This is a genomic window from Mesorhizobium sp. AA23 (genome assembly GCF_001672435.1).
GTDB lineage: Bacteria > Pseudomonadota > Alphaproteobacteria > Rhizobiales > Rhizobiaceae > Mesorhizobium.
This window is the reverse complement of the sequence record NZ_LYTP01000003.1, coordinates 118,365-140,541: the sequence shown is the minus strand read 5'-3', so window position 1 is coordinate 140,541 and position 22,177 is coordinate 118,365. Positions and strand designations below refer to the sequence as shown.

Here is a 22,177-nt window from a genome sequence, read left to right as displayed (position 1 = left end):
GGATGCCAAATGTGAATCTCGAGCATCTGGCTGGCCGGCGCGTTCTCACGCAGGGCGGCAGGAGCATCGGCCATATCGAGGAGGTCATCGCCGAGCAGGACGGCGACGACCTCGTTGTCACCGAATTCCATGTCGGCATCTTCGCAGCTTTTGAACGCCTGTCGGCCTCGGCCATCGGCACCGCATTGCTCGACTTTTTCGCGCTGCGGCGCCGCGAGGGCCTCTACCGCATACCTTGGGACAAGCTCGATATCTCCGATCCGGCGCAGCCGCGGCTGCTCTGTTCGGATGACGAGCTTGCCGGCTTCGGAGGCGCCGATCGGGGTAAGTAGCTACTTACAAAAAATCCTGGTCACCGAAGGGAACATCGCGGCGGGCGCGAAGTTGGAACAGGCAAGGAGGAGCCTGCGCCATGAACAGTGTCATCTATCTTATCGGTCTCATCGTGGTTGTGCTCGCGATACTCTCCTTTCTCGGCTTTCATTAGGAGGCGTCATGCAGCGCGAAAATAATCAGGGCCGCGAGCCGGCCGACTTCGCCAAGGCGAAGAACGAAGTTTCCGATCGAGTTAAGAAAGAAACCCAAAGCGCCGGCGAAGCGCTCCACGATGCCCGCGACGAGGTTGCTCGCAGGGCAGTCGACTATGCGTCGGAAGCACAGGAGGCCCTGTCGGAAAGGGGCGAGGAAACGCAGCGCGACATCGGATCGAGCCTGGCGGCATTCGGCGGCGCTCTGCGTGCCGCAAGCGACCATCTGGCCAACAGCGACCAGAGCTCGGCGTCGAATTTCATGCGGGATGCGGCAGGCGGACTGGAAAGGCTGTCCTCCTCGTTGAAGGAGAAGCCCTTCGGCGAGGTGCTTGAGGAAATTCAGAACTTCGGCCGCCAAAATCCCGGCACTCTGATCGCTGGTTCGGTGCTGGCAGGACTGGCGCTCGGACGGTTCATAAAGGCTTCTCCCTCGGAAACACGCCGCGCGGGGCAGAGCGCAGCGACGCCACGGAAGACTGGGAAGACTGGTAGGCAAACGAGCAGGCAGACTGGTGCGCAGGCGAGCGAGCCATGGGATGACGCGACGACCAATTGGGGCGTCGACGGCGGCGCTCCCAGGAATGCAGCGGAGCTAAAGAAATGAACACTCAAGACAACCAAAGCCTCGGCACTCTGGTCGCCGACCTGGCACAGCAGGTGAGCACGCTGGTGCAAACGGAGGCCAGACTCCTGCGGGCGGAGCTATCCGAGAGCGTGACTAAAGCGGAGGCCGGCGCCGTCGGGGTTCTGGGCGGCGCGGTATGTCTTCTCGCCGCGCTGATAGTGCTGCTGCAAGCGCTCGTCATTGCCCTGACCCGCCTCGGCCTGGGCGCCGGCTGGTCCGCCTTGCTCGTCGGAGTGGTCGTTGCCGTGCTGGGTGTCATCCTCCTGCGGACCGGCATGGCGAGCATGTCGCCCTCCGAGCTCGCGCCTGACCGTACGCAGGAGCAACTGAAGCGTGACGCGAACTTAATCAAGGAACAAGCGAGATGAGCGACAAATCCGCAGCCGAACTCGAACGCGAAGCCGAGGCCACGCGAGCAAGGGTGGTAGCGACCGCCGAGTCCATTCGAGGCAAGATGACGCCCGGCCAGCTCTTCGATGAGTTCACCGGTATTTTCAGCGGCGGTGCAGGCTCCGACATGCTCCACAACCTGAAGGCTCAGGTGCGAGACAATCCTCTGCCACTGACTGTAATCGGCGCCGGTCTGGCCTGGCTGATGCTGGGCAGCGGCGCTTCCGCCGCAACCGCCGCGCCCGGCTACGCGACCCGTCGCGGTTCCGACGGGCATGACGGCACATCCACGGCGGGAACCGGAGCCATGACTTCGGACACCTATGCCTCTGTCGGCGACATGGCCAGCGGTGCGGCCGGCACTGTCTCGGGAATGGCCAGCAGTGCGGCCGGCACCATGTCTGACATGGCCAGCAGCGCAGCCGGCAGCGTATCTGGCATGGCAAGCGGCGCGGCGGAGACGCTGACGAACTCGGCGACAGCCACGGCCGACATGGCGACGAGGGCCACTCGTTCCGCGCAGCAGTTGATGGAGGATCAGCCTCTGGCAGTTGCTGCTGTCGGTCTCGCGATCGGAGCGGCGATCGGCGCGATGCTGCCCCACACGCAACTCGAAGACGAGCGGCTCGGCGGCTATCGCGAACAGCTTCGCGAAAGGGCCGAGGACGCGCTCGAGAAGGGCGTCGACCAGGTGAAGCAGGTTGCAGCCGAAGCCTACCAGGCGGCCAGCGACGAAGCAGGACGGCAGGCGTCGAGCGAAGGTACGCTCGCTGACAAGGTCAGCGATGTCGTCAAGTCCGCCGCCGACAAAGCCGATGAGGCGGTGCACCGGAAGCTGTCCGATACCGAACCGTCGACAACGAACAAGTCCTGATCAGAACAGACCGGATCGGTTTGCAATCGCGTTCGGGGACCATTTCGGGTCGGGCAAGTCTGGTGAACCATTCGAGCCCGACCCGTTGGATGGCTGTGGGTAGAAGCCGCGCCACAGGCTCGGGCGCGCTATCGCGGCTCTCTCGCCGGAGCGAGCCTTTTCAGCTTTTTGGGGATGGCTCCGCGAAACTTCCCCTGCAGACAGCGTAAATCCTCGCCAAGATTCCTGCAGCATCGCCACCAACGCACACCGACTGCATTGGACGTTGATCCCATTTGTTCGGTGAATAACTGGCGGCGCCCAGTCTCTGCACGGTCATACCTGCCGCCGGGCCGTCCTCCAATACGACGATCGAACCGGATCGGGTGGCGAATAAGTGCGGGTCGGTCAGGTAGACTGCGGCGCTGCAGTCGTGCACAAGCATACCCGCTTCGCCCCATTGCAGGTAGAAGTCGATGTAGCCTTGCGACAGTGCGGCTACCATTTGCATGGCGGCATCGGCACCTTCCGAGGCCGTGGCGAGATCCTGTCGCGTCATCACCGTTCGATTTGTGAGATTGAGCGGAACCGCGGTCACTCTCCACGAGGCTGCAAACACTCGATCGGCTGCCTTCGGATCTGCGTAGATATTGGCCTCGGCAACGGGCGACACATTGCCAGGGACTTCGAACGCGCCGCCCATGACGACGACGTCCTGCACCAGATCTGTTATCGCCGGATCAAACTCCAGTGCCCGCGCCAAGTTGGTCAGGCCTCCGACAGCAAGCAACCGCACCTGACGCGGGTTCTGCCGGACGGTATCGACGATGAATCGCGCGGCAGTGTCCTTCTCCTCCCGCGCTTCCTGGGCAATAGGATAATCCCCCAGCCCGTTCGCGCCATGAACATGGACAGGATAGGGGTGCGGCGCCCCGGACCAGTTTAGCGGAACGGAAGCACCGGCGTGAACGGGCGCTTTGATCCCCCAAGCCTCGGCGAGGAACCTGGCATTGCGCGTTGTAACCGATATCGATGCGTTGCCGAAGACAGTTGTGATGCCGAGCAGTTCGATGTTCGGATGACGGTGCAGGTAAAGCAGCGCGAGGGCATCATCTACGCCAGGATCGGTATCAAAAAGAATTCTCTGCTTTGTCATGTCTCTATGGTCACGCTCTTTCCCACACTGCCGCCAATTGTCTTAGCCAGCCTTCTTCGAGAAGCGAGGCCGACAGAATCGTGGCTCCGAGTGTCACCACCGAAGAGTATCGTGAATATGTCGCCGGGTGACGCGCGTGACGTGTTTCTCGTCGGCGCGCCGGTCTCCTCGCCGCCCGGTGGGGACCGCGAGGCCGGCATCGCTGTCCTCAAAGGGCGCTGCGGTCCGCCCAAAAGATGACACGGCGCTCCCTACCTCAGCGGAGGAGCCCGTTGCGCTCGAAGTCTTCCCAGCCGCGCAGGTTGGAGTGGACTGCCTCGCTTTGGCTGTCGTCGGTTGCGGCCGCGCCGCGGCTCTTTTGCGAGCGCTTGAGCGCCGCCTTTGCAGCGGCTCGGCGTCGGTTCTCGGCGGCTCTCGCAGCGTCTTCCTCGCGCCAGACAGCAACTAGGTCACGGTCGAGCACATCCTCGATCAGGCGCGGATCAAAAACGTGGAAGGTGATTTTCCTCGCGCGCCCACGCAGTTTCACGGTCCGCGTCCCGGCGCTCTGCAAGCGGCCGGCCTTGAGCCAGCGATGACGCTCGCCCGCCGAGATCGTCAGAATGTCCTCGACCTCGCGAGGCATGACGGGCAGGTCTTCGATGTCCTGCATGGCTTTGGACACGATCGCCGATGCGGCCTCAACATTGGCATGGGAGCCCTCCGGCAGACGCAAGGTAAGAACCCGGGACTCGCTGTGGAGCAGGCTTCTCAAGTTCGTCGGAAGGCGAGTGTGCATTTCAAGAAAAATGCCCCTCGCCCGCACCGACGATCCAAGCGTCGCCGCCAGTGATAGCGGCCACTCTGCAACCAGCCGTGCAGTCGAATCGATTTTTCTGCTCGCGGGCATCCCCTTAAGTAGGAGTCCTGCCCTGCGAACTCAACGCGAAGCGAGCCTGCACCGGTCTGCAGCAACCGCTGTTGCATCGGGCAGGATCGCCGGACAAGACGCTCGTTCGGGACTCTGGACAGCGGTGAAATGGAGCGAATTGCCAAATAGCGAGTTAGGCTGCCTAGACGGGAGAGACAACAATGAATCCCAAAGCCGCTCCAGAGGACCAGGGCTACGCCACTCCGACCACGCCGGCAGCGGAAGGGCTCGCCCCTGCCCTGGCGCGGAACATCGAGGCACTGGTCGAGAGGCGGAAGCGCGATGCCAAGGCAGCATCGCTGGAGCAGCGCGCGGCGGCGGCAATCAGCAGGTTTGCCGGCAGCATGATGTTCGTCTACATCCACCTCGTCTTCTTTGGCGCCTGGATCGGCCTAAATTTCGGGATCGTGAACTTTATCAAACCCTGGGATCCTTCTCTGGTTATTCTGGCCATGTTCGCCTCGGTCGAGGCGATCTTTCTCTCAACGTTCGTACTGATCAACCAGAACCGCATGGCCGCCCAGGATGATGCGCGGGCAGACCTCGATCTGCAGGTGAGCCTGCTCAACGAGCATGAGACGACCAAGCTCATCAAACTGGTCGAGGAGATCGCGAAGCGCCTGGATGTTCCGACGGAAGTAGACAATGAGTTGAAGGAGCTGAAGCGCGACGTGGCGCCTGAAGCGGTCTTGGACAAGATTAAGGAGGCAACGGGTCAAGCGACGGTCGACTGACCGATCCGTATCCACCGGACGCCAGCAGAAGCTGCTGATCTTGAGGCCTATCACGCACTCCATGCTCCCGCCGGGCGCCGCCATCATCCCGCCTGCGCAAATACTGGGAGACGCCCGAACGCCATTTGCCAGAGCTGGTTTATACCGCATGGGGAAGTCATGGCGGACGCGCTCGGACTGAGTGTGCCCCAGCTCAATCGCGCAATTCAGCATTGCGTGTCGAACAGCTCATCACCAGCAACTCGCGCGTCCTACATCTGACTGACCTCGCGGGCCTGCAAGGACTCGCTCAGTACGAGCCGCTGGGCGTGACTCACCAATGGATTTATTACAGCCGCACAGGCATACTATGGATCGGGCGCGCAGTGGTTGAAAATGATTGCGCCGCGTTATGTTATTTACAGGCTGCGCCGGTCCCTGTCGCTATCGTTTGTGGCGTTGGCATCCGGCTGGAAACGACTGCGAAAAAGGAGGCAGCTCTGGTCCCACAAGAACGGGACATCCTTTGCGTCATTGATTTTGCGATTTGAGACCGGCGACGGGCCCATCATTTGCCCGCTTGCCGAACAGGGAGGAAAGCAATGGACGGAGAATCGCGTTCCCAATCAAGGCGAAAGTTTCTGAAGACGAGTGGACTTGTCGCTGGGCTAACGGCGACGGCGGTCACCGCGCCCTGGGTTCGAAGGGCCGGAGCCGCAGACGCAATCACCTGGAAAATCCAAACCTCGTGGCCGGCGGGTGTCGGACTTGAAACCTTCCAAAACTGGTGTGGCACCATCAAGGAAAAAACCGGAGGCCAACTCGAATTTCAGCCGTTCAAGGCAAAGGATATCGTTGGTGACTTCGAACTCCTCGACGGGGTGAAGAACGGCGTTCTGGAAGCGATGAACTCGTTTTCACTTTATTGGGCCGGCAAGCTTCCCGCTACGGCGTTCCTGTCCTCTTACACGTTGGGGCTACGCTATCCGCACGAATGGGATATCTTTTTCTATTCAAAAGGTGGTCTGCAGGCCGCGCGCGACCTTTATGCGAAACAAGGCCTTTACTACGTCAACCGCATTCATCACGGCCCGAACATCATCCACTCAAAGACACCGATCCGCTCAATCGAGGATTTTAGGGATCTGAAACTGCGCGTACCGGGCGGCATGATCGCCGAAACCTTCGCGAAAGCCGGTGCCAAGACGACGTTGCTGCCGGGCGGCGAGGTGTTCTCCGCGCTGGAAAAGGGCACGATCGATGCCGCCGACTACACCGGTCCGGCCGTAAACTGGGCCCTCGGTTTCCAGCAGGTGACCAAGTACATTTCCATGGGTCCAGCCGGTCTGATGTCCGTATACCAGCCCGTCGACCTGATGGACTTTGCCGTCAACATGAATGTCTGGAACCAACTCCCGGACAACCTCAAGAAGTTCGTGGAAGACGAGATCCAAGTCTATTCCAATGCCCATTTCGGCTCGATCCAGAAGGCCGATATGGAGGCTTGGCAAAAATTCCTGGATGCCGGCATTGAAATCAATCGGCTTGGACCGGAAGACCTCCAGAAGTTCCAGGAAATCGCGGTGCCCATCTGGTTCGAGTGGGCCAACAAGGACAAGGACGCAGCGCGCATCTTCAAGTTGCAGCTCGAGGTCATGGAGAACCCGACAGTCGGTTATGTCACTCCGGACATGTACCAGGGGCTGACCATCAACCTGTGAACCCTCTTTTCGCCCGTCCTGAGCCGGACGGGCGCTCGCTCCTGCAGCAGGCGTTCGCCGATGCCTTCCCTAACATTTGTGCTGCCGCACTGGCTCTACTGGTTAACCCTCGCGGTCTTTCCGCTGGCCGCCGTTCATTTTGTCCATCGAGAACGGGCACAGCGTGATCCCGGCCGTCCAAACCTGTTTCTTGCCTATCTGTTCCTGGTCACAGCCGGCTTCCTCGGCATGCACCGCTTCTATCTGAAGAGCAGGTGGGGATTCATTTTTATCCCGTTCTTCATCGCGGTACTTTGGACAAGCACGCAGGTGCGCGATGGACGCGAGGCAGTTTCACTCGCGCGATCCCAGAGCGAGCACGCCGAGAGACTGTTGCCGCGTGCCAAGGCAGATACGGCAGCCAACAAGCAGGGGGCTGCCGATCGACTTGCAAAAGCTGAGGCTGAGGCCGCGGCGGCGCGCAACAATCTGACGGCGGCCGTTCACGGGCTCGAGTGGGACAGCAGCATCAGCCGGATTGCGGGACTTCTGCTCGGTCTCATTATTGTCGGCGACGCCCTTCTCATACCCGGTCTTGTGCGGCGCGCCCGCGCCCGTGAGACTGGGCGCGCCGCAACCCACCATGAGATCGTCGTCGATGTGCCCGCGACGCCCGTCAAACAGCCTCTTGCGCCATTTAGGCCGGTCGACTGGCTTGTAAGAGTGACAGGCGAGTTCGTCGCCTATTGGTCGGTCCTCGCGGTCATGGCGTACTATTACGAGGTGGTCGCCCGCTTCGTTTTCAACTCCCCGACCAACTGGGTGCACGAGAGCATGTTTTTGATGTTCGGTATGCAATACATGCTGGCTGGGGCCTATGCCTATCGCGATGAGACCCATGTCAGGGTCGACATCGTGTACAGCCACCTCTCCGAACGTGGCCGGGCGATCTGCGATATCATCACCTCGGCATTCTTTTTCCTGTTCGTGGGTACAATGCTCGTTGCCGGCTGGCGTTTTGCCAGCGACGCGATGGCGGTGGGCGAGAGTTCTTTCACCGAGTGGGGTATTCAATATTGGCCGGTGAAGCTGGCGATTCCTGTTGGCGCCGCGCTGCTGCTGCTTCAAGGCGTGTCTCGCCTGATGCGTGACATCGCGACCGCAACAAGAAGGCTCCGCTAAGCCATGGGTCTCGAGCTTCCAATCCTGTGGCTGAGCATCCTCATGTTCGGCGGACTGGGCGTTCTTTTATTGCTCGGGCTGCCAATGGCCTTCTGCACGGGCAGCCTCGCCGTTCTCTTCCTCTTCTTATTCGGTAATGCGGCCATGCTGAACATGCTGCCGTCGCGGATTTTTCCCTTCATGACGGATTATCAGCTCTCGGCGGTGCCGCTTTTTATCTTCATGGCCGCGATCCTTCAGAAAGCGGGCATCATCGAGGAGCTGTTTGACGTCGTCTATAAATGGCTGGGTGGGCTGAAAGGCGGACTTGCCTCGGCCACCATAATCTCGTGCACCCTGCTCGCAGCAATGGTTGGGGTCGTCGGTGCGACGGAAGTGACAATGGGCATGATCGCTCTGCCAGCGATGCTCCGCCGCAACTACGACGCAAAGCTCGCCTGCGGCTCGCTGCTCGCCGGAGGAACGCTTGGCATCCTCATACCGCCTTCGGTGATGGCGATCGTCTACGCCGTCGTCGCGCAACAGTCGTTAGGCGAGCTTTTGATCGGGTCGGTATTCCCAGGGCTGCTGCTGTCGGGGATGTATGTCGTCTACGTCACGGCGCGCTGCTACATCAACCCCAAGCTCGGCCCGGCTTTGCCGCCGAGCGAGCGCATCGGCTTTGGGCAGAAGCTGAGGCTTCTGCGCCGCACGTTCATGCCCATTCTGCTCATCCTGCTTGTGCTCGGGGTCATCTTCCTTGGCATAGCAACGCCTGTTGAAGCCGCCGGCATCGGCACATTCGGTGCTTTCATCGTCTGCGCCGCCCATCGCCGCCTGACCTGGGACACGATCCGGGAAGCCGGCGTGGCGACCCTCAAGGCGACTGCGATGGTGATGTGGATATTCTTCGGAGCCACCATGTTCGTCGGCTTCTTCATCCTGAAGGGCGGGCAGAACTTCGTCGCCGAATCCATTCTCGGAACTGGATTCGCGCCTTACGGCATTCTTGTTCTGATGATGATCATCCTGTTCGTCCTGGGCATGTTTCTGGACTGGGTGGGCATTCTCCTTCTCACCGTACCGATATTTCTGCCCATCCTTAAGTCCCTCGAATTCGGCGGTACGTTCGGCTTAGCCGGTGTGGCTCCTGAAGACGTGCCGCTGTGGTATGGCGTCATTTTCATGGTCAACATGCAGATGGCGTTCCTGAGCCCACCGTTCGGCTATTCACTGTTTTACTTGAAGAGTGTCGCGCCACCGGAGATATCGATGGCGACGATCTTCCGATCCGCCGTTCCCTTCTTATTCCTGCAGGCAATCGGAGTAGGGTTGTGCATCGTGTTCCCCTCGATCGTCATTTGGCTGCCGAAGCTCATGTACGGAGGCGGTTGACCGCACACGTCTTTGGCGGTTCGACGCCGACTCAACAATCGAAGGTTCAGCGCTTCAGAGGCGCCGCTCGCCTGCAGAAGCTGCTGATCTTGAGGCCTGTCCGCGCACTCCATGCTCCTGCCGGGCGCCATCATCCCGCCCACGCAAATAGCTGGGAGACGAGACATCCCGCTTTGGATTGCGTATCTTGACGTTCAGCTTTTCCTGGGCCTGCCGTCTGGTCGACTTGGTGTTTGGACAAACTGAAGAGCGACAGAGTTGTACGGCCCCAATGTATGGGCGGTCAGCGGGGGTTTCGCCGGCTTCGTGTCCTCATTTACAACGCAGAGCAGTTTAGCATCCCAGGATAGCGCGATCGGCATGGGGGTCGCCAGCACGCGGATCGTGTTGCCGCGACGAAAGGCAATTGCTGCCACGCCTGGCCAATCACTCGAAATCCGATAGCGTTCGACGCCGGCGGCCTCAGCGATTTGGGCATGGACGGCTTGCAAAGGTCGTCGGGAGCCGTCCTCGTTCAAGAGACCGAAGGGGCCAGTCGGTGCTGCCAATATCAACCGCGCAGCGGCTGTCTCAGCGGCCCGGGCCGCGACGCCGACGGCAAAGGCGGCACCGAACAATGCCCGCTGACGCGGGTCGGTGCCGGCGGCGGGCACCCGGTTATTTCCGGGATTGGCTGTGACCGCCTCCCCATAGGGATTGTGCCGCAAGCCGATCGTGCAAGGCCCAAGCCAGATCGGCTTTCCGGGACACAATTGCCGTGCTGTCTCCATGACTGCAGGATAAACGGTCAGGGTTTCCATGACCGACTGCTCATCGGCGGCATGCACGATGGCGCTGTTGCCGAAGAAGACGAAATCCGCATTGCCGGTCGGCGGGTTGCGGTTGAATTCGGTGAATAGGGAGGGCGTACCAGCCCCAATCGGGCAAGCGAGACCGACAGCCCGCAATGCCTGCACGATCTCGTCAATCGGTAGCTCACCGTTGGGCAAATGTTGTGAGGGGCGTGTTTTGAATTCGCGCCGTGGTGAAACCAGAATGGCGCTCGGTTCGACGCCCGCCAAGCGAACCATAGCTACAAGGGCCTGGGCCTCGGCCCCGGGGTGGATCGCATCAAAGATCGCCTCGACCGCCAGCCGGGCGCCAAGCGCGCTCGCAAGCTCGGCTGCCTTTTCCAGCACGCGTTGATCATGCCCGCGCGCGCTGTCGAAGCGCAGTATGATCTCCGGCACCGGGCCAAGCGAAGCCGCGCCGGCGATGGCTGCCGGCAGTTGGTCGGGATCGACGAACAGCGCTATCGACGGGATCCGCCCGGCAGGTCCGCCAAGGGTCAGGGTTGCTGTATTGCTGATAGCCGGTCCAGGCGCCGATGTTTCGGCGTGCACGGAAACCGTGACGCGCTGTATGTCCTTCACACCTTTGCCGATGACATAAGGTCGGGGCTTTGAGAGCGGCCGCACATAAGTCTTGAACGAGGCGTCCGTCCAGTTGCGCTGGTCCTCCATCTCGAAGGCATCGCCTTCCATGGCGACGGTGCAGACCAAGCCGGGTGCTGGCTCGTGCGTCAGCGCTGAAATGTCGAAGGCAGGCTGGTCCGGGCTGATCAATTTGGGAAATGTCGTCTCCTCGATGCTTCCGTCGCTATGCCGGATGGTCAGCCTTTTGCCCGCCGCCTCTGAAGGATGAAGCACCACGAAACCGGTGCGGTTGGTGGGGAAATCGGTGAGCGCCACGCCATCCGCTTGCAAGGTCAGCTCGCCCGAAGCGTCGCCACGAATCTTCATGCGATAGGCGAAACGTCCCTGCGGGCCGGCGCAGAGTCCGTCATAGCGAAGCTCGAACGAAGTGCCGTCCTCGGAAATGCGCGTGTTGGACAGTTCGGCCTTGTAAGTCCCCCAAGACGCATCGCGCGCAAGATAGTTGATCGCCCGAACCACCTCCACGCCGGCAAAACAGATCGTCCGCAGATTGCCGTCCTCGAGAACGGCGGTCAGCGGTCCGGCGGCAAGAAGCCTCCGTTGCGGAAGCGGCTCGTCGGTGCCGTAAAGCGCAAGGAGATCTTGAAGTCTGTAAACTCCGCCCTATGGAAACCGATCCGGACTCGTCCGCACGCAAAGCTCCCCCGGCTGTTCGCTGGGCGGACCTGGCCGACCTCATCCTCATCATTGCCCGTGAGATTCAGTTTCGCGGTTACAGGGACGAGAAAGCGCTGTCGCTGTCGCAATCGGAGGGCATGGTGATGCGCCACCTGGTTGCGCACGCTTCCGCAACGCCCAGCCAGATCGCGACGGCGACCGGGCTGCAGCGCACCAATGTTTCCACCGTGCTGCGCGACCTGGAAGGCAAGGGGCTGATCGAGCGCCATGTCGACCCGCAAGATCGCCGGGGCGTCAGCGTCCATCGCACCCGGCGGGGAGCCCACAATTACGCCCTGGTGCGCAAGGAGTGGGCAACTGCCGTATCCGAGGCCGCCGGCGGCGACACACGCAAGCTCAATGCCGCGCTTGAGCTTCTCAGATCCATCGAAGCCGGCCTGACCGCAACGCGACCGATAGACAGCGACGGTCCGGGGCGAATGTCCGCCCGCCGCCGGAACGTCTAGTGCCGAACAGCGCGAGAGAGAAGCAATCTCGACCGCAACTCGGTAGCAGCCAGCCCTGTATCTCGTAAGGCTGCCGGCCGTCAGGACATCTTCAACAAGCGCACGCCCTTAGCAACATGCTCAGGTAATACCCCCCAACCTATGCAATCCAGGAGCGCCTCACGAAGGTCGAAATCGGGTCTCAGTGGTCGTGCGCACCATGCTCCTGCAGCGAGAGCCCAAAAGTCCGCACCAGGTCGCTGACCTGCTCCGGTGACAGGTAGCGGGGGTTGAGGCCGCGCAGAAGCAGATAGAGCTTTGCCGTTTCCTCCAGCTCTTCGGTAGCGAATACCGCTGCCTCGAGCGTCTCGCCCGCGACGACGGGACCATGGTTGGCGAGCAGCACCGAAGAGTAGCGTCCGGCGAGCCCTTTGATTGCATCAGCTACCGCAGGGTCTCCGGGACGGAAATATGGCACCAAAGCCGTCTGTCCGGCGCGCATGAGATAGTACGGCGTCATTGGCGGCAGGACCGACTTGGGATCGATCTCGGGAAGCATGGTGACGGCCACCGCATGGGTGGAGTGCAGGTGCACAATCGCACGCGCTGCTGCCCGCGTCTCGTAGAGGGCGGTATGCAGGGGGATTTCCTTGGTCGGCGCATCGCCCGCGACGAGTTGCCCTTGCGCGTCGAGCCTGGCAAGGCGAGCCGGATCGAGAAAGCCCAACGATGCGTTGGTCGGCGTCACAAGCCAGCCGCCGTCATCGAGCCGCAGACTGATATTGCCCGATGATCCCGGTGTCAGCCCGCGCTCGAATAGGGAACGGCCGAAGCGGCATATCTCTTCGCGAAGTTTGGCCTCGCTCATGTTGTGGCTCCCTCGATCAGTTCGAACCCGAGATCGATCTTCGTCGGCGGCCCGTCGGAGCAGACCAGCCGAGCACCGGTCTCTCCGACCGCGACGCGTGGCGTCCGGATGGTGGAAAGCGGTTGCGGCGCCGCGCGTGCGACGTCCAGGCCGTTATAGCCGAAAATCGCCAACCGGCCGGGAATGGCGATGCCGCGGGCAAGGCAATGGAAATAACCGCCAATCGCCATGTCGTCGTTAGAGAAATAGGCGGCATCGAGATCGGGGGCGCGCCCGAGCAGCCGGCCGAGACCGTCGCGCCCGGCCTCGATCGACGAAGATGAGGGAATGATTTCTTCCGCGGCGACTTCAAGGCCTGCCTCTGCGAGCGCCGAGCGAAATCCGGCCAAGCGTTTGGCCGCGCGCAGATCGCGGCTGAGATCGTGGCCCACATAGCCGATGCGCCGATAGCCGCGCGAGACCAGATGACGCGCGCTCGCGCCTCCCGCCTCGCGGTTGGAATAACCGACGACGATGTCGATGCCATCGCCATCGGAATCGAGCAGTTCGGCGACCCTGATGCGGGCGTGCCTGAGCATGGCCACGGTACGCTCGGTGTGTTCCAGACCGGCCACCATCATACCCGCCGGACGCCAGCTAAGCAGCGACTCGATGAGAGTTTCCTCGCGGCCCTGTTCGTAGTCCGTCACCGCGACGACAGGCTGGAATCCGGAGCCCACCAGCACCGTGTTGGCGCCGCGCAGCATGTCCGGAAAGACGATGTTGCTGAGCGACGGGATCACGATCCCGACCAGCTTGGAGCCGGTCGAGGCCAGCGTGCCGGCGATGCGGTTCGGCACATAGCCGAGGCTTCTCGCGGCATTGAGGACGCTCTCGCGTGTCTTGGCCGAAAATGAACCGTGCCCGCGCAACACGCGCGAGGCGGTGCTCTCGCCGACGCCGGCCGCGCGTGCGACATCGGTAAGGGTCGTCGTCCCCGTCGGCGTGCCGTCGGCCACTTTCGATCTCCCTGATGGAGCGCGACGTCGCACTGGACCGTCCTCGCCTCCGTCCATCCTCTTTTGCCATGTCGCGGCAACCTTTTCAAACGATTGTTGGCAGCGCTGCCACTTTTTCGTTGGCAGCGCTGCCAATCCATGTTACCCAGTTACGCAAGCGCTGCCAAAGCCGCTATCGGAGGGCGCGCTGACACCCCATTCACAGTCAAGGGAGGAACCAATGACCGTGCTTACACCTGCGCTACCGGCGCAAGCCGTAGCTGAAATCGAAACGAGGAGAACCGCCTACAGCAAGGTCTTCTGGCGCATCGTGCCGTTCCTGATGCTGTGCTACGTCGTTGCCTATCTCGACCGCGTCAACATCGGCTTCGCCAAGCTGCAAATGTCGGCCGACCTCGGCTTCAGCGAGACCGTCTACGGCCTCGGCGCCGGCATCTTCTTCATCGGCTATTTCCTGTTCGAGGTGCCAAGCAACGTCATTCTTCACAAGGTCGGCGCGCGCATGTGGATCGCGCGCATCATGATCACCTGGGGTTTGATCTCAGCTGGCTTCATGTTCGTCACGTCCGCGCCGACATTCTACCTGTTGCGCTTTCTGCTGGGCGTCGCCGAAGCCGGGTTCTACCCGGGGATCATCCTTTTCCTCACCTACTGGTATCCCTCGCATCGCCGGGCCAAGATCATCGCGGTGTTCATGTCCGCGATCCCGGTCTCAGGCATATTGGGCAATCCTCTTTCCGGCTGGATCATGGATTCGTTCGATGGCGCCCACGGCCTCGCCGGATGGCAATGGATGTTTCTTATCGAGGCGGTTCCAGCCGTCCTTCTCGGCATCGCTGTCTTGTTCTTCCTCGACAACGGCATTCGTCAGGCCAAGTGGCTGAGCGAAACGGAAAAGCAGGCCCTGGAAGAGGAGATCGCACGCGAGGAGCGTCACAAGGAGAGTGGGCATTCGGTAGCCGGTATCTTCCGCGATCGCCGAGTTTGGCTGATGTGCCTGATCTACTTCACCTTCGTGATGGGCCAGTACGGGCTGACCTTCTGGATGCCGACCCTGGTCAAGGCGACCGGCATCACCGGAAACTTCAATATCGGACTGATCAGCGCGATCCCCTTCATCTGTGCCGTCGTGGTCATGAATCTGTTCGGCCGCAGCGCTGACAGGCATCGCGAGCGCCGTTGGCACCTGGTCGTTCCGGCACTGCTCGGCGCCGTCGGTTTCGTCGTCGCGGCCGCCAGCTCGAATCTGACGATCGCCATCGCCTTCCTGTCCGTTGCAGCGGCCGGAGCGATCACCTGTGCGCCGCTGTTCTGGTCGCTGCCGACCTCATTTCTCGCCGGGACAGGTGCCGCGGCAGGCATTGCGCTCATCAATTCGGTCGGCAACCTGGCCGGCTTTGTTAGCCCGTATCTCGTCGGCTATCTGAAGGATTTGACCGGCGCAACGCAGGTCGGCATGTATGCGCTCGCCGCAATCCTGGTGCTCGGCGCGGTCCTGGTGCTGACGACGCCACCCAAGCTGGTCAATCGCTAAACCGGATTGCGTTTCGAATAAGGATCTCCGTGATGACCGTTTATGATCGAAGCAAGGAAAACCCCGCCGGAGCAAGGACGAACCGGGCCGCCCTGATCGGCATCGGTTCCATGGGACTTGGCATGGCCATGTCGCTCAGGCGGGCCGGGTTTGAAGTGGCTGGCTTCGACGTGGACGCCGCGGCCATCGCCCGGCTCGTCGACGCGGGCGGCCGAGGCGCGGCAAGCCCCGCCGAGGCCGCTGAAGGTGCCGACGTCGTCGTGTCGGTGGTCGTCAACGCCGCGCAAACGGAGGCCATCCTGTTCGGTACGAACGGCGTCGCCGAAACCATGGCCGAGGGCGCGGTTTTCGTCTCCTCGGCCACGATCGATCCCGATGCGGTGCGCCGCCTTGCCACGCCGCTCGAAGCGACGGGACGGCTCTATCTCGACGCGCCGATCAGCGGCGGGTCGGTGCGCGCCGCCGAGGGTGCGCTCACCATTCTGGCCTCCGGCAGCCCTGCCGCCTTCGCCAGAGCGCGGCCGGCACTGGATGCAATAGCCGCCAACGTCTATGAACTCGGTGACGAGCCGGGCGTTGGTGCAGCCTTCAAGATGATCAACCAGTTGCTTGCTGGCGTGCATATCGCGGCGGCCAGCGAAGCCATCGCATTTGCCGCCCGGCAAGGGCTGGACATCCGCAAGGTCTACGAGGTGATAACTGCCTCCGCAGGCAATTCGTGGATGTTCGAGAACCGGGTGCCGCACGTGCTGGACGGCGACTACACACCGCGCAGCGCGGTCGACATCTTCGTCAAGGACCTCGGCATCATTCAGGATATGGCCCGCAGCGCCAAATTCCCGGTGCCGGTGGCCGCAGCCGCGCTACAGATGTTCCTGGCGACCTCGGCGGCTGGAATGGGCCGGGACGACGACGCATCCGTCGCCCGGCTCTACGCAAAGATCACCGGCACCGAACTGCCTACAACCCGCAAACCTAGCCAACCGGCCTGACATCGGCCTGAGGAAGACTGGATCGCCCATGCCCCGCTTTGCCGCCAACCTGACAATGATGTTCAGCGAGTGGCCGTTCCTGGATCGGTTCCAGGCGGCCGCCGATGCCGGCTTCCGTGCGGTCGAATTCCTGTTTCCTTACGAGCAAACGCCCGAGGTGATCGGCGAGCGCCTTCGCAGATACGGTTTGACCCAGGCTCTGTTCAATTTGCCGCCTGGCGATTGGGCCGCCGGCGAGCGAGGACTGGCCGCCTTGCCCGATCGGTTCGCCGAGCTTCAGGCCGCCGTGGCATCTGCCCTTCCCTACGCGGAGGCCACGGGCGTGAAGCGCCTGCATTTGATGTCGGGGCTCGCCGCTCGCGGGGACAGGGCGGCCATGGATGCCTATCGCAAAGCGATCCTCTGGACCGCCGGCAAGCTTGCCGATCGCGGCATCGATCTGGTGATCGAACCGATCAATGGTCGCGACATGCCGGGCTATTTCCTCAATGACTTCGACTTTGCCGAACAGCTCATCGGAGAACTGGCGCTGCCCAACCTCAAGCTGCAGTTCGATGTCTACCACCGCCAGATCCTGCATGGCGATGTCGTCATGGCGTTGCGCCGGCTGCTGCCGATCATTGGCCATGTCCAGATAGCAAGCGTGCCCTCCCGCCATGAGCCGACTTCGGAAGAGCTCAACGACCGGTTCATCTTCGCGGAACTGGACGGGCTGGGCTATGATGGTTTCGTCGGTTGCGAATATCGGCCCAGCGGCACGACACTTGAGGGGCTCGGCTGGTTCGCCCCCTTTGCCGGCGAGCCCCTTCCCCAGGCTGGCATCGGAGTTTCGCCATGAGCCTCGCCCTCGGCGCAATTGCGGACGACTACACAGGCGCGTCCGACCTGGCCAACACGCTCGCCAAGGAAGGTCTTCGCACGGTTCAAACCATCGGCATTCCGGCCGCAGGTCTCGATCTTCCCGAGGTCGACGCGGTTGTCGTCTCGCTCAAGATCCGTTCGGTTGCGGCAGCGCAGGCGGTGGAGCGCGCTCGCGCGGCCGACCAATGGCTGCGCGCCCGCGGGGCAGCGCATGTGATGTACAAGATCTGCTCGACCTTCGATTCCACCGATGCCGGCAATATCGGCCCGGTGCTGGACGCCTTGCGTCACGACGTGGATGAGAAATCGGTTTTGGTGACGCCGGCCTTTCCGGAAACCGGCCGAACCGTCTACCAGGGGAATCTTTTCGTCGGCGCGGTGCCGCTCAACGAGAGTCCGCTCAAGGATCACCCGCTCAATCCCATGCGCGATGCCAATCTGGTGCGCGTACTCGCCCGGCAGAGCATGGCAGCGGTCGGGTCGATCGACCTCGCGACGGTCGCGCGCGGCGCAGACGCGATCCGCGCGCGCAACGCGGCGCTTTCCCAAGATGGAGCCGGAGCGGCAATCGCCGACGCCGTCTTCGAGAGCGATCTTGAAGCGATCGGCGCGGCAGCCTTGGCACAACGCCTGTCGGTCGGAGCGTCCGGCCTGGGACTGGGTCTCGCCCGCGGCCTGGTCGCCGCCGGCACCGCGCGGCGCCATCAACGGACGGTGCTGCGGGACCGGCCGGTCGAGGGGCCTGCGGCGTGCCTCGCTGGCAGCTGTTCGCGGGCGACACTGACGCAGATTGCCCGCGCCGAAGAGACGATGCCCGTGCTGAGGCTCGATCCGGAAAGGCTGATGAGCGGAGTGGCGGAGACGCACCGTGCGCTCGCCTGGGCCGCCGCCCGCTTGGCCGATGGCCCCGTCCTCATCGCCAGCAGCGGATCGCCCGAGGTGGTTTCGGCGCTGCAGGCGCGGCATGGACGTGACGCTGCCGGTCAAGCGATCGAGCAGTCGTTGGCGACCATCGCCGAAGGTCTGGTCGAACTCGGCGTGCGCAGGTTGGTCGTGGCGGGAGGCGAGACGTCCGGCGCCGTCGTGGACCAGCTTGCCATTCCCGCCTTCGAGTTGGGCCCCGAAATCGCCGCGGGTGTCCCAGCGCTGCGTGCACTCGGCAGCCCGCACGGCGAGCTGCTGCTTGCCCTAAAGTCAGGCAATTTCGGCGGCGACCGTTTCTTCGCCGACGCCTTGGCCGTTTTGGCATGAGACGGAGTCTTGGCTGTACAAGGACAACTGAGAAGGTCGCGCCAGGGTCGAATGGCAGCGATGGATTCCGAAGAGGCGCTCCTAAGAAGGTGATGCTCAATTTCGGCCGGCGGACCTGCCGAATGACGACAGCCAAGATCGCGCTCGGCCTGATGGCCGCGTTTGGCACCCCAGGCTGCCTCCGGCCCGCACGGGCAGTTCAGGCTTTTGCCCTTCCACGTTGGCACCGATCGCTGCCGGCAGCGCGCCGGCCGCCGCAGTGGTGCCCTCGAGCGACAATTCTCCCCTTCATAAATCCGTTGTGTCGATTTCGTAGATGAAACAGGGGGCTTTGTGTAATGCCACTCTCTGGAAAAGGATGGAAAATGTCCAAGATCCCCGGCAAGACCGAAACGATCGAAAACGCGGAATCCGCTACTTACGAGCCGTACAAGGTTACCGAGCAGGTCCGCGCTGTCGCCGAACAGGGCGTTGAGCAGGCGAAGGAAGCATTTTCCAAATTGGAATCGAACGCCGAGACGACTCAAAAGGCTCTTGAGTCGACCCTTGAGGTGGCCAAGACCATCCGCAACGAGGCGTCGCTGAAGACGATCGCAGCTCTGCGAGCCAATGCCGAAGCCGGCTTCGCTCACCTCGAAGCACTGGCCGCCATGAAGTCGCCATCCGAGTTCTTCGAGCTGCAGGCCGCTTTCGTGAACAAACAGATCGACACTTCCGTCGAGCAAGCCAAGACCCTGCAGGCGGTGATGTTGAGAGCCACCGAAGACGTATCCAAGCCGATCAAGGATGCCTTCGAAAAGGCTTTGAAGAACCTCAAGGCTGCTTGACTGCTCAGGCAATCCGGGACCGGAGGTCGCCGACCTCCTCTGCTCGTTACGACATCAAGACCGGCACACTCGCGCCGGTCTTCTTCCATTCGGCCGGCGTCCTTTGCACAAATCGCAACTATCGGCCAAGCATCGCTTTTCCAAACAGTTGGCTACGGAATAGGCCCGCAGTGACGAAGGCCCGAAATCGGGACGAGGACGCCGCTTTGGTCCTGCAGCTACTTGACCATTGATCGTTGCAGCCCAGTGCCGGCGATTTCTCCGGGGCTGCTTTCGAAGTCGAAGAGCCTTTGGGTCGCAAGCGCCGCGGCGCCGCGCGCCCAGGAATCGTCTGCCCAATCGGGTGTAATCGGTGGCGGGTTCCACATGGCATAACGCTTCAATGCATCGCGCATTGGCCCGAACAGATAGTCGCCAAAGGTGACGGCTTCGCCCCCGCCGACAATCACTTCCGGATCGATGATATTGCAGAAACCGCCCAGGTATCGTCCAATCCCCTCGCCTGCCTCCTGCAGCAGGTCTATGGCTGCCCGGTCTCCAGTCTTGGCCGCGTTCAGCATGTCGTGGCGCGTCACTTCACCAGCGAGTCGCCTGGCCTCCTTCCATCGCCGCACCAGGGCCGGTTCCGAGAAGAAGGTCTGCAGGCAACCGCGCCTGCCACACTCGCATGGCGGCCCGTTCGGATCGTATGTCGAGTGACCCATCTTGCCCGCGGCGCCATTCGCGCCGTGATGGACAGAGCCATCGATGACCACCGCGCAGCTGATGCCGGCCCCGATGGCCAGGGCCCCGACGGTGCGATGATGCCGGCCAAGTCCGAACAATTGTTGCGCGAGCGCAAATGCGTTGGTGTCGTCGTCCGCCCAGACGGGTACGCGCACGCGTTCGGCAAGCATCGCAGCGATCGGCACATCGGCCCAATTGAACCGGTGGCTCAACCGGCAGACACCGTTATCGATGACGCCTGGTACAGCGATGCCGATCCCGCTGAGCTGGGCGCCTGTCGGTGCCCTGCGGTCGGAAACCAGCTCCTCGACTGCCGAGGCGCAGGCCTCCACCGTACTTTGTGGCGACAGATCGGGGACAACGACCTGCTTCGTAACAAGTGGAGTCGTGGCAAGATCGGTCAGCACACAATCGATGCCGCCTACCTTCAGCTTGAGCCCGGCCACAAGCCTGCCGGCGTAGTTTATGTTGATCGGGATAGGTCGACGTCCCGGCGCGCCAAGACTCGCCTCCCCTTCCACCAGAATATTTTCCTCGAGCAATTCAGACACGACGAACGTCACGGCCGCGGGGCTGAGGCCCGTAACAGAGGCGATTTCGGCGCGGCTTATAGCACCTTGCCTTCGCAGCAGGTTCAGGATCAGCCGCCGGTTGATCGCGCGGGCCGTTTGCTGATCGCCTTTGAGCTTCATTCCTGCCTCATAATTAATTTTGTAAATTAAGTATTGACCATGCTGACATCCATACGCTACGAATTCGCATGGTTCAATTGGAATCCGGCTGTTCTCAGGGAGGAGATAGAAGCCATGACCACCGACTTTTCCGCGTTAACCACAACAAGGCGCCGTTTCCTCAAGGGCACTGGCGCGGCACTCGCCGCTTCGGCGACTGGTCTTTGCCTCCCGGCCTTGGCCCAGGCGCAGGAAATCACCATCATTTCCAACCTCAGCAATGTCGAGCAACGCCAGATCCTGCAGCGGCTGGCGAACGAGTATGAGGCAAAATCAGGCGCCAAGATCGTCATCAACAACATGGACCACGAGGCCCATAAGACGGCAATCCGCAGCTATCTTGTCGTCGGCGCTCCGGACATCTGCTTCTGGTTTTCCGGCAACCGCATGAAGGCCTTCGTCAACAAGGGCCTTTTTGACGACATCTCCGATCTGTTCGCCAAGGAGAACTACAAAAGCGTACTCGGCGCCACCACAAGCGCGGTCACCGTCGACGGCAAGCAGTATGGCCTGCCGATGGGAGGTCTTCTCTGGGGCCTCTTCTATCGCAAGGACGTCTTCGCCGAAAAAAATTGGTCGCCGCCCAAGACCTGGAACGACTTCCTCGCCTTCGGCGAGGCGGCAAAGTCCGCGAAGATGATCCCGATCAGCATGGGCACGAAGGAGCTTTGGCCGGCGGGTGGCTGGTTCGACCACATGAACCTGCGCATCAACGGGCTCGACAAGCACATCGCGCTGATGGACGGCAAAGTTCCTTACACCGATCCGATGCTGACGCCAGTCTTCGACAAATGGAACGATCTGATCAAGGCGGGCTTCTTCTCGCCGAGCCACAGTTCGTTCGGATGGGAGCAGGCGGGTGCTGCCCTAGCGCAAAAGAAGGCGGCAATGATGGACCTGGGCGGCTTCGTTCGATCCGCCTTTCCGGAAGCGGATTTGCCTCAGCTTGCCTACGCGCCATTTCCCGAGATCGTTCCCGGCGTCGCCCGCTACGAGGATTTTTCGGTCAACTCCATCCACGTTCCGGCGAATGCGAAGAACAAGCAGGGTGCGCGCGACTTCCTCGCCTATTTCTACAAGCCGGAAAATCTGGGCGCATTCCTCGCCGCCGAAGGCGCCATCCCGCCTCGCAACGACTGCCCGCCAAGCAAGGACCCGCTGGTCAATGCTGCGGTCGAGGAACTGAAGAAAGTGGTTGGAACATCGCAATATTACGATCGCGACACCGATCCGGACATGGCCCAGGAAGGGATGGCGGGGCTGCAGGAATTCATGGTCAAGCCTGAGCGACGTGAGCAGATCCTCAAGCGCCTCGAAAAAACCCGCAAGAGAATCTTCGGTTGATCCTCCCTGGCTGACGGGCGCCGCCTTTCGGCGG

General features: G+C 61.9%; 21 protein-coding genes. 15 read left to right on the top strand and 6 right to left on the bottom strand.

What is annotated here, in order from left to right; genetic code table 11:
• Positions 1–2: 2 nt before the first annotated feature.
• From A9K66_RS05130 to A9K66_RS05115, 4 genes are read left to right on the top strand one after another with little or no spacing between them, the layout of a single operon-like run.
• Positions 3–332 (top strand): hypothetical protein, encoded by a 330-nt coding sequence (locus tag A9K66_RS05130; RefSeq protein WP_067320531.1) that lies wholly within the window; start codon positions 3–5, stop codon positions 330–332.
• The gene (locus A9K66_RS30650; protein ID WP_197507453.1) at positions 298–1,134 is read left to right on the top strand and encodes a hypothetical protein; all 837 of its coding nucleotides are present in this window, start codon (positions 298–300) and stop codon (positions 1,132–1,134) included. Before A9K66_RS05130 ends, A9K66_RS30650 begins: the two co-directional genes overlap by 35 nt.
• The gene (locus tag A9K66_RS05120) at positions 1,131–1,523 is read left to right on the top strand and encodes a phage holin family protein (RefSeq protein ID WP_067320528.1); all 393 of its coding nucleotides are present in this window, start codon (positions 1,131–1,133) and stop codon (positions 1,521–1,523) included. The genes A9K66_RS30650 and A9K66_RS05120 overlap by 4 nt, the downstream gene beginning before the upstream one ends.
• Positions 1,520–2,419, top strand: coding sequence for a DUF3618 domain-containing protein (locus tag A9K66_RS05115; RefSeq protein ID WP_067320525.1), 900 nt, complete (start codon positions 1,520–1,522; stop codon positions 2,417–2,419). The genes A9K66_RS05120 and A9K66_RS05115 overlap by 4 nt, the downstream gene beginning before the upstream one ends.
• A 160-nt stretch (positions 2,420–2,579) precedes the next feature.
• Here A9K66_RS05115 and A9K66_RS05110 read toward each other — a convergent pair whose 3' ends face one another.
• Positions 2,580–3,554, bottom strand: a complete 975-nt coding sequence (locus A9K66_RS05110; RefSeq protein WP_067320522.1) for a nucleoside hydrolase — start codon at positions 3,552–3,554, stop codon at positions 2,580–2,582.
• A gap of 256 nt (positions 3,555–3,810) precedes the next feature.
• Entirely contained in the window at positions 3,811–4,443 is a 633-nt protein-coding gene (locus tag A9K66_RS05105) for a hypothetical protein (protein ID WP_067320519.1), read from the bottom strand.
• Between the two features lie 182 nt (positions 4,444–4,625).
• Here A9K66_RS05105 and A9K66_RS05100 point away from each other — a divergent pair, with 182 nt between their 5' ends.
• The 4 genes from A9K66_RS05100 (at position 4,626) to A9K66_RS05080 (ending at position 9,433) form a co-directional block, all read left to right on the top strand.
• The gene (locus A9K66_RS05100) at positions 4,626–5,198 is read left to right on the top strand and encodes a DUF1003 domain-containing protein (protein WP_067320513.1); all 573 of its coding nucleotides are present in this window, start codon (positions 4,626–4,628) and stop codon (positions 5,196–5,198) included.
• Positions 5,199–5,779: 581 nt separating this feature from the next.
• Positions 5,780–6,898, top strand: coding sequence for a TRAP transporter substrate-binding protein DctP (gene dctP, locus A9K66_RS05090; RefSeq protein ID WP_067320507.1), 1,119 nt, complete (start codon positions 5,780–5,782; stop codon positions 6,896–6,898).
• A 60-nt stretch (positions 6,899–6,958) separates the two neighbouring features.
• On the top strand, positions 6,959–8,059 hold the full coding sequence (locus tag A9K66_RS30045; protein WP_067320504.1) for a TRAP transporter small permease subunit: 1,101 nt from the start codon (positions 6,959–6,961) through the stop codon (positions 8,057–8,059).
• 3 nt (positions 8,060–8,062) lie between these two features.
• Positions 8,063–9,433, top strand: coding sequence for a TRAP transporter large permease subunit (locus A9K66_RS05080; RefSeq protein WP_067320502.1), 1,371 nt, complete (start codon positions 8,063–8,065; stop codon positions 9,431–9,433).
• Between the two features lie 194 nt (positions 9,434–9,627).
• Here the strand turns inward: A9K66_RS05080 and A9K66_RS05075 are convergent, their stop codons facing one another.
• Complete coding sequence (locus tag A9K66_RS05075) at positions 9,628–11,367, bottom strand: hypothetical protein (RefSeq protein ID WP_197507452.1); 1,740 nt, start codon at positions 11,365–11,367, stop codon at positions 9,628–9,630.
• A 146-nt stretch (positions 11,368–11,513) separates the two neighbouring features.
• Here A9K66_RS05075 and A9K66_RS05070 point away from each other — a divergent pair, with 146 nt between their 5' ends.
• Complete coding sequence (locus A9K66_RS05070; RefSeq protein ID WP_067320497.1) at positions 11,514–12,032, top strand: MarR family transcriptional regulator; 519 nt, start codon at positions 11,514–11,516, stop codon at positions 12,030–12,032.
• A gap of 181 nt (positions 12,033–12,213) precedes the next feature.
• Here the strand turns inward: A9K66_RS05070 and A9K66_RS05065 are convergent, their stop codons facing one another.
• Together A9K66_RS05065 and A9K66_RS05060 are read right to left on the bottom strand one after the other, a co-directional pair.
• Positions 12,214–12,879 carry an aldolase gene (locus tag A9K66_RS05065; protein ID WP_067320494.1) on the bottom strand — a complete coding sequence of 222 codons (666 nt, stop codon included), beginning with the start codon at positions 12,877–12,879 and terminating at the stop codon, positions 12,214–12,216.
• Positions 12,876–13,877: a LacI family DNA-binding transcriptional regulator gene (locus A9K66_RS05060; RefSeq protein WP_067320491.1), complete on the bottom strand. Its 1,002-nt coding sequence runs from the start codon at positions 13,875–13,877 to the stop codon at positions 12,876–12,878. Before A9K66_RS05060 ends, A9K66_RS05065 begins: the two co-directional genes overlap by 4 nt.
• A gap of 220 nt (positions 13,878–14,097) precedes the next feature.
• On the opposite strand from A9K66_RS05060, the gene A9K66_RS05055 reads away from it, so the two are divergent.
• The 5 genes from A9K66_RS05055 (at position 14,098) to A9K66_RS05035 (ending at position 19,342) form a co-directional block, all read left to right on the top strand.
• Positions 14,098–15,411 carry an MFS transporter gene (locus A9K66_RS05055; RefSeq protein WP_067320488.1) on the top strand — a complete coding sequence of 438 codons (1,314 nt, stop codon included), beginning with the start codon at positions 14,098–14,100 and terminating at the stop codon, positions 15,409–15,411.
• A 32-nt stretch (positions 15,412–15,443) separates the two neighbouring features.
• The gene (ltnD, locus tag A9K66_RS05050; RefSeq protein WP_067320485.1) at positions 15,444–16,403 is read left to right on the top strand and encodes an L-threonate dehydrogenase; all 960 of its coding nucleotides are present in this window, start codon (positions 15,444–15,446) and stop codon (positions 16,401–16,403) included.
• A 28-nt stretch (positions 16,404–16,431) separates the two neighbouring features.
• A complete protein-coding gene (gene otnI / locus A9K66_RS05045) occupies positions 16,432–17,241 on the top strand; it encodes a 2-oxo-tetronate isomerase (protein WP_067320483.1) in 810 nt (269 codons plus the stop codon).
• Complete coding sequence (gene otnK, locus A9K66_RS05040; RefSeq protein ID WP_067320480.1) at positions 17,238–18,515, top strand: 3-oxo-tetronate kinase; 1,278 nt, start codon at positions 17,238–17,240, stop codon at positions 18,513–18,515. The genes otnI and otnK overlap by 4 nt, the downstream gene beginning before the upstream one ends.
• A gap of 365 nt (positions 18,516–18,880) precedes the next feature.
• Positions 18,881–19,342 carry a phasin gene (locus A9K66_RS05035; RefSeq protein WP_067320477.1) on the top strand — a complete coding sequence of 154 codons (462 nt, stop codon included), beginning with the start codon at positions 18,881–18,883 and terminating at the stop codon, positions 19,340–19,342.
• A 218-nt stretch (positions 19,343–19,560) separates the two neighbouring features.
• On the opposite strand, the gene A9K66_RS05030 is transcribed toward A9K66_RS05035, so the two are convergent.
• Positions 19,561–20,760 carry an ROK family protein gene (locus A9K66_RS05030; RefSeq protein ID WP_067320474.1) on the bottom strand — a complete coding sequence of 400 codons (1,200 nt, stop codon included), beginning with the start codon at positions 20,758–20,760 and terminating at the stop codon, positions 19,561–19,563.
• A gap of 114 nt (positions 20,761–20,874) precedes the next feature.
• Here A9K66_RS05030 and A9K66_RS05025 point away from each other — a divergent pair, with 114 nt between their 5' ends.
• Complete coding sequence (locus A9K66_RS05025; RefSeq protein ID WP_067320739.1) at positions 20,875–22,143, top strand: ABC transporter substrate-binding protein; 1,269 nt, start codon at positions 20,875–20,877, stop codon at positions 22,141–22,143.
• The last annotated feature ends 34 nt before the right edge of the window (positions 22,144–22,177 follow it).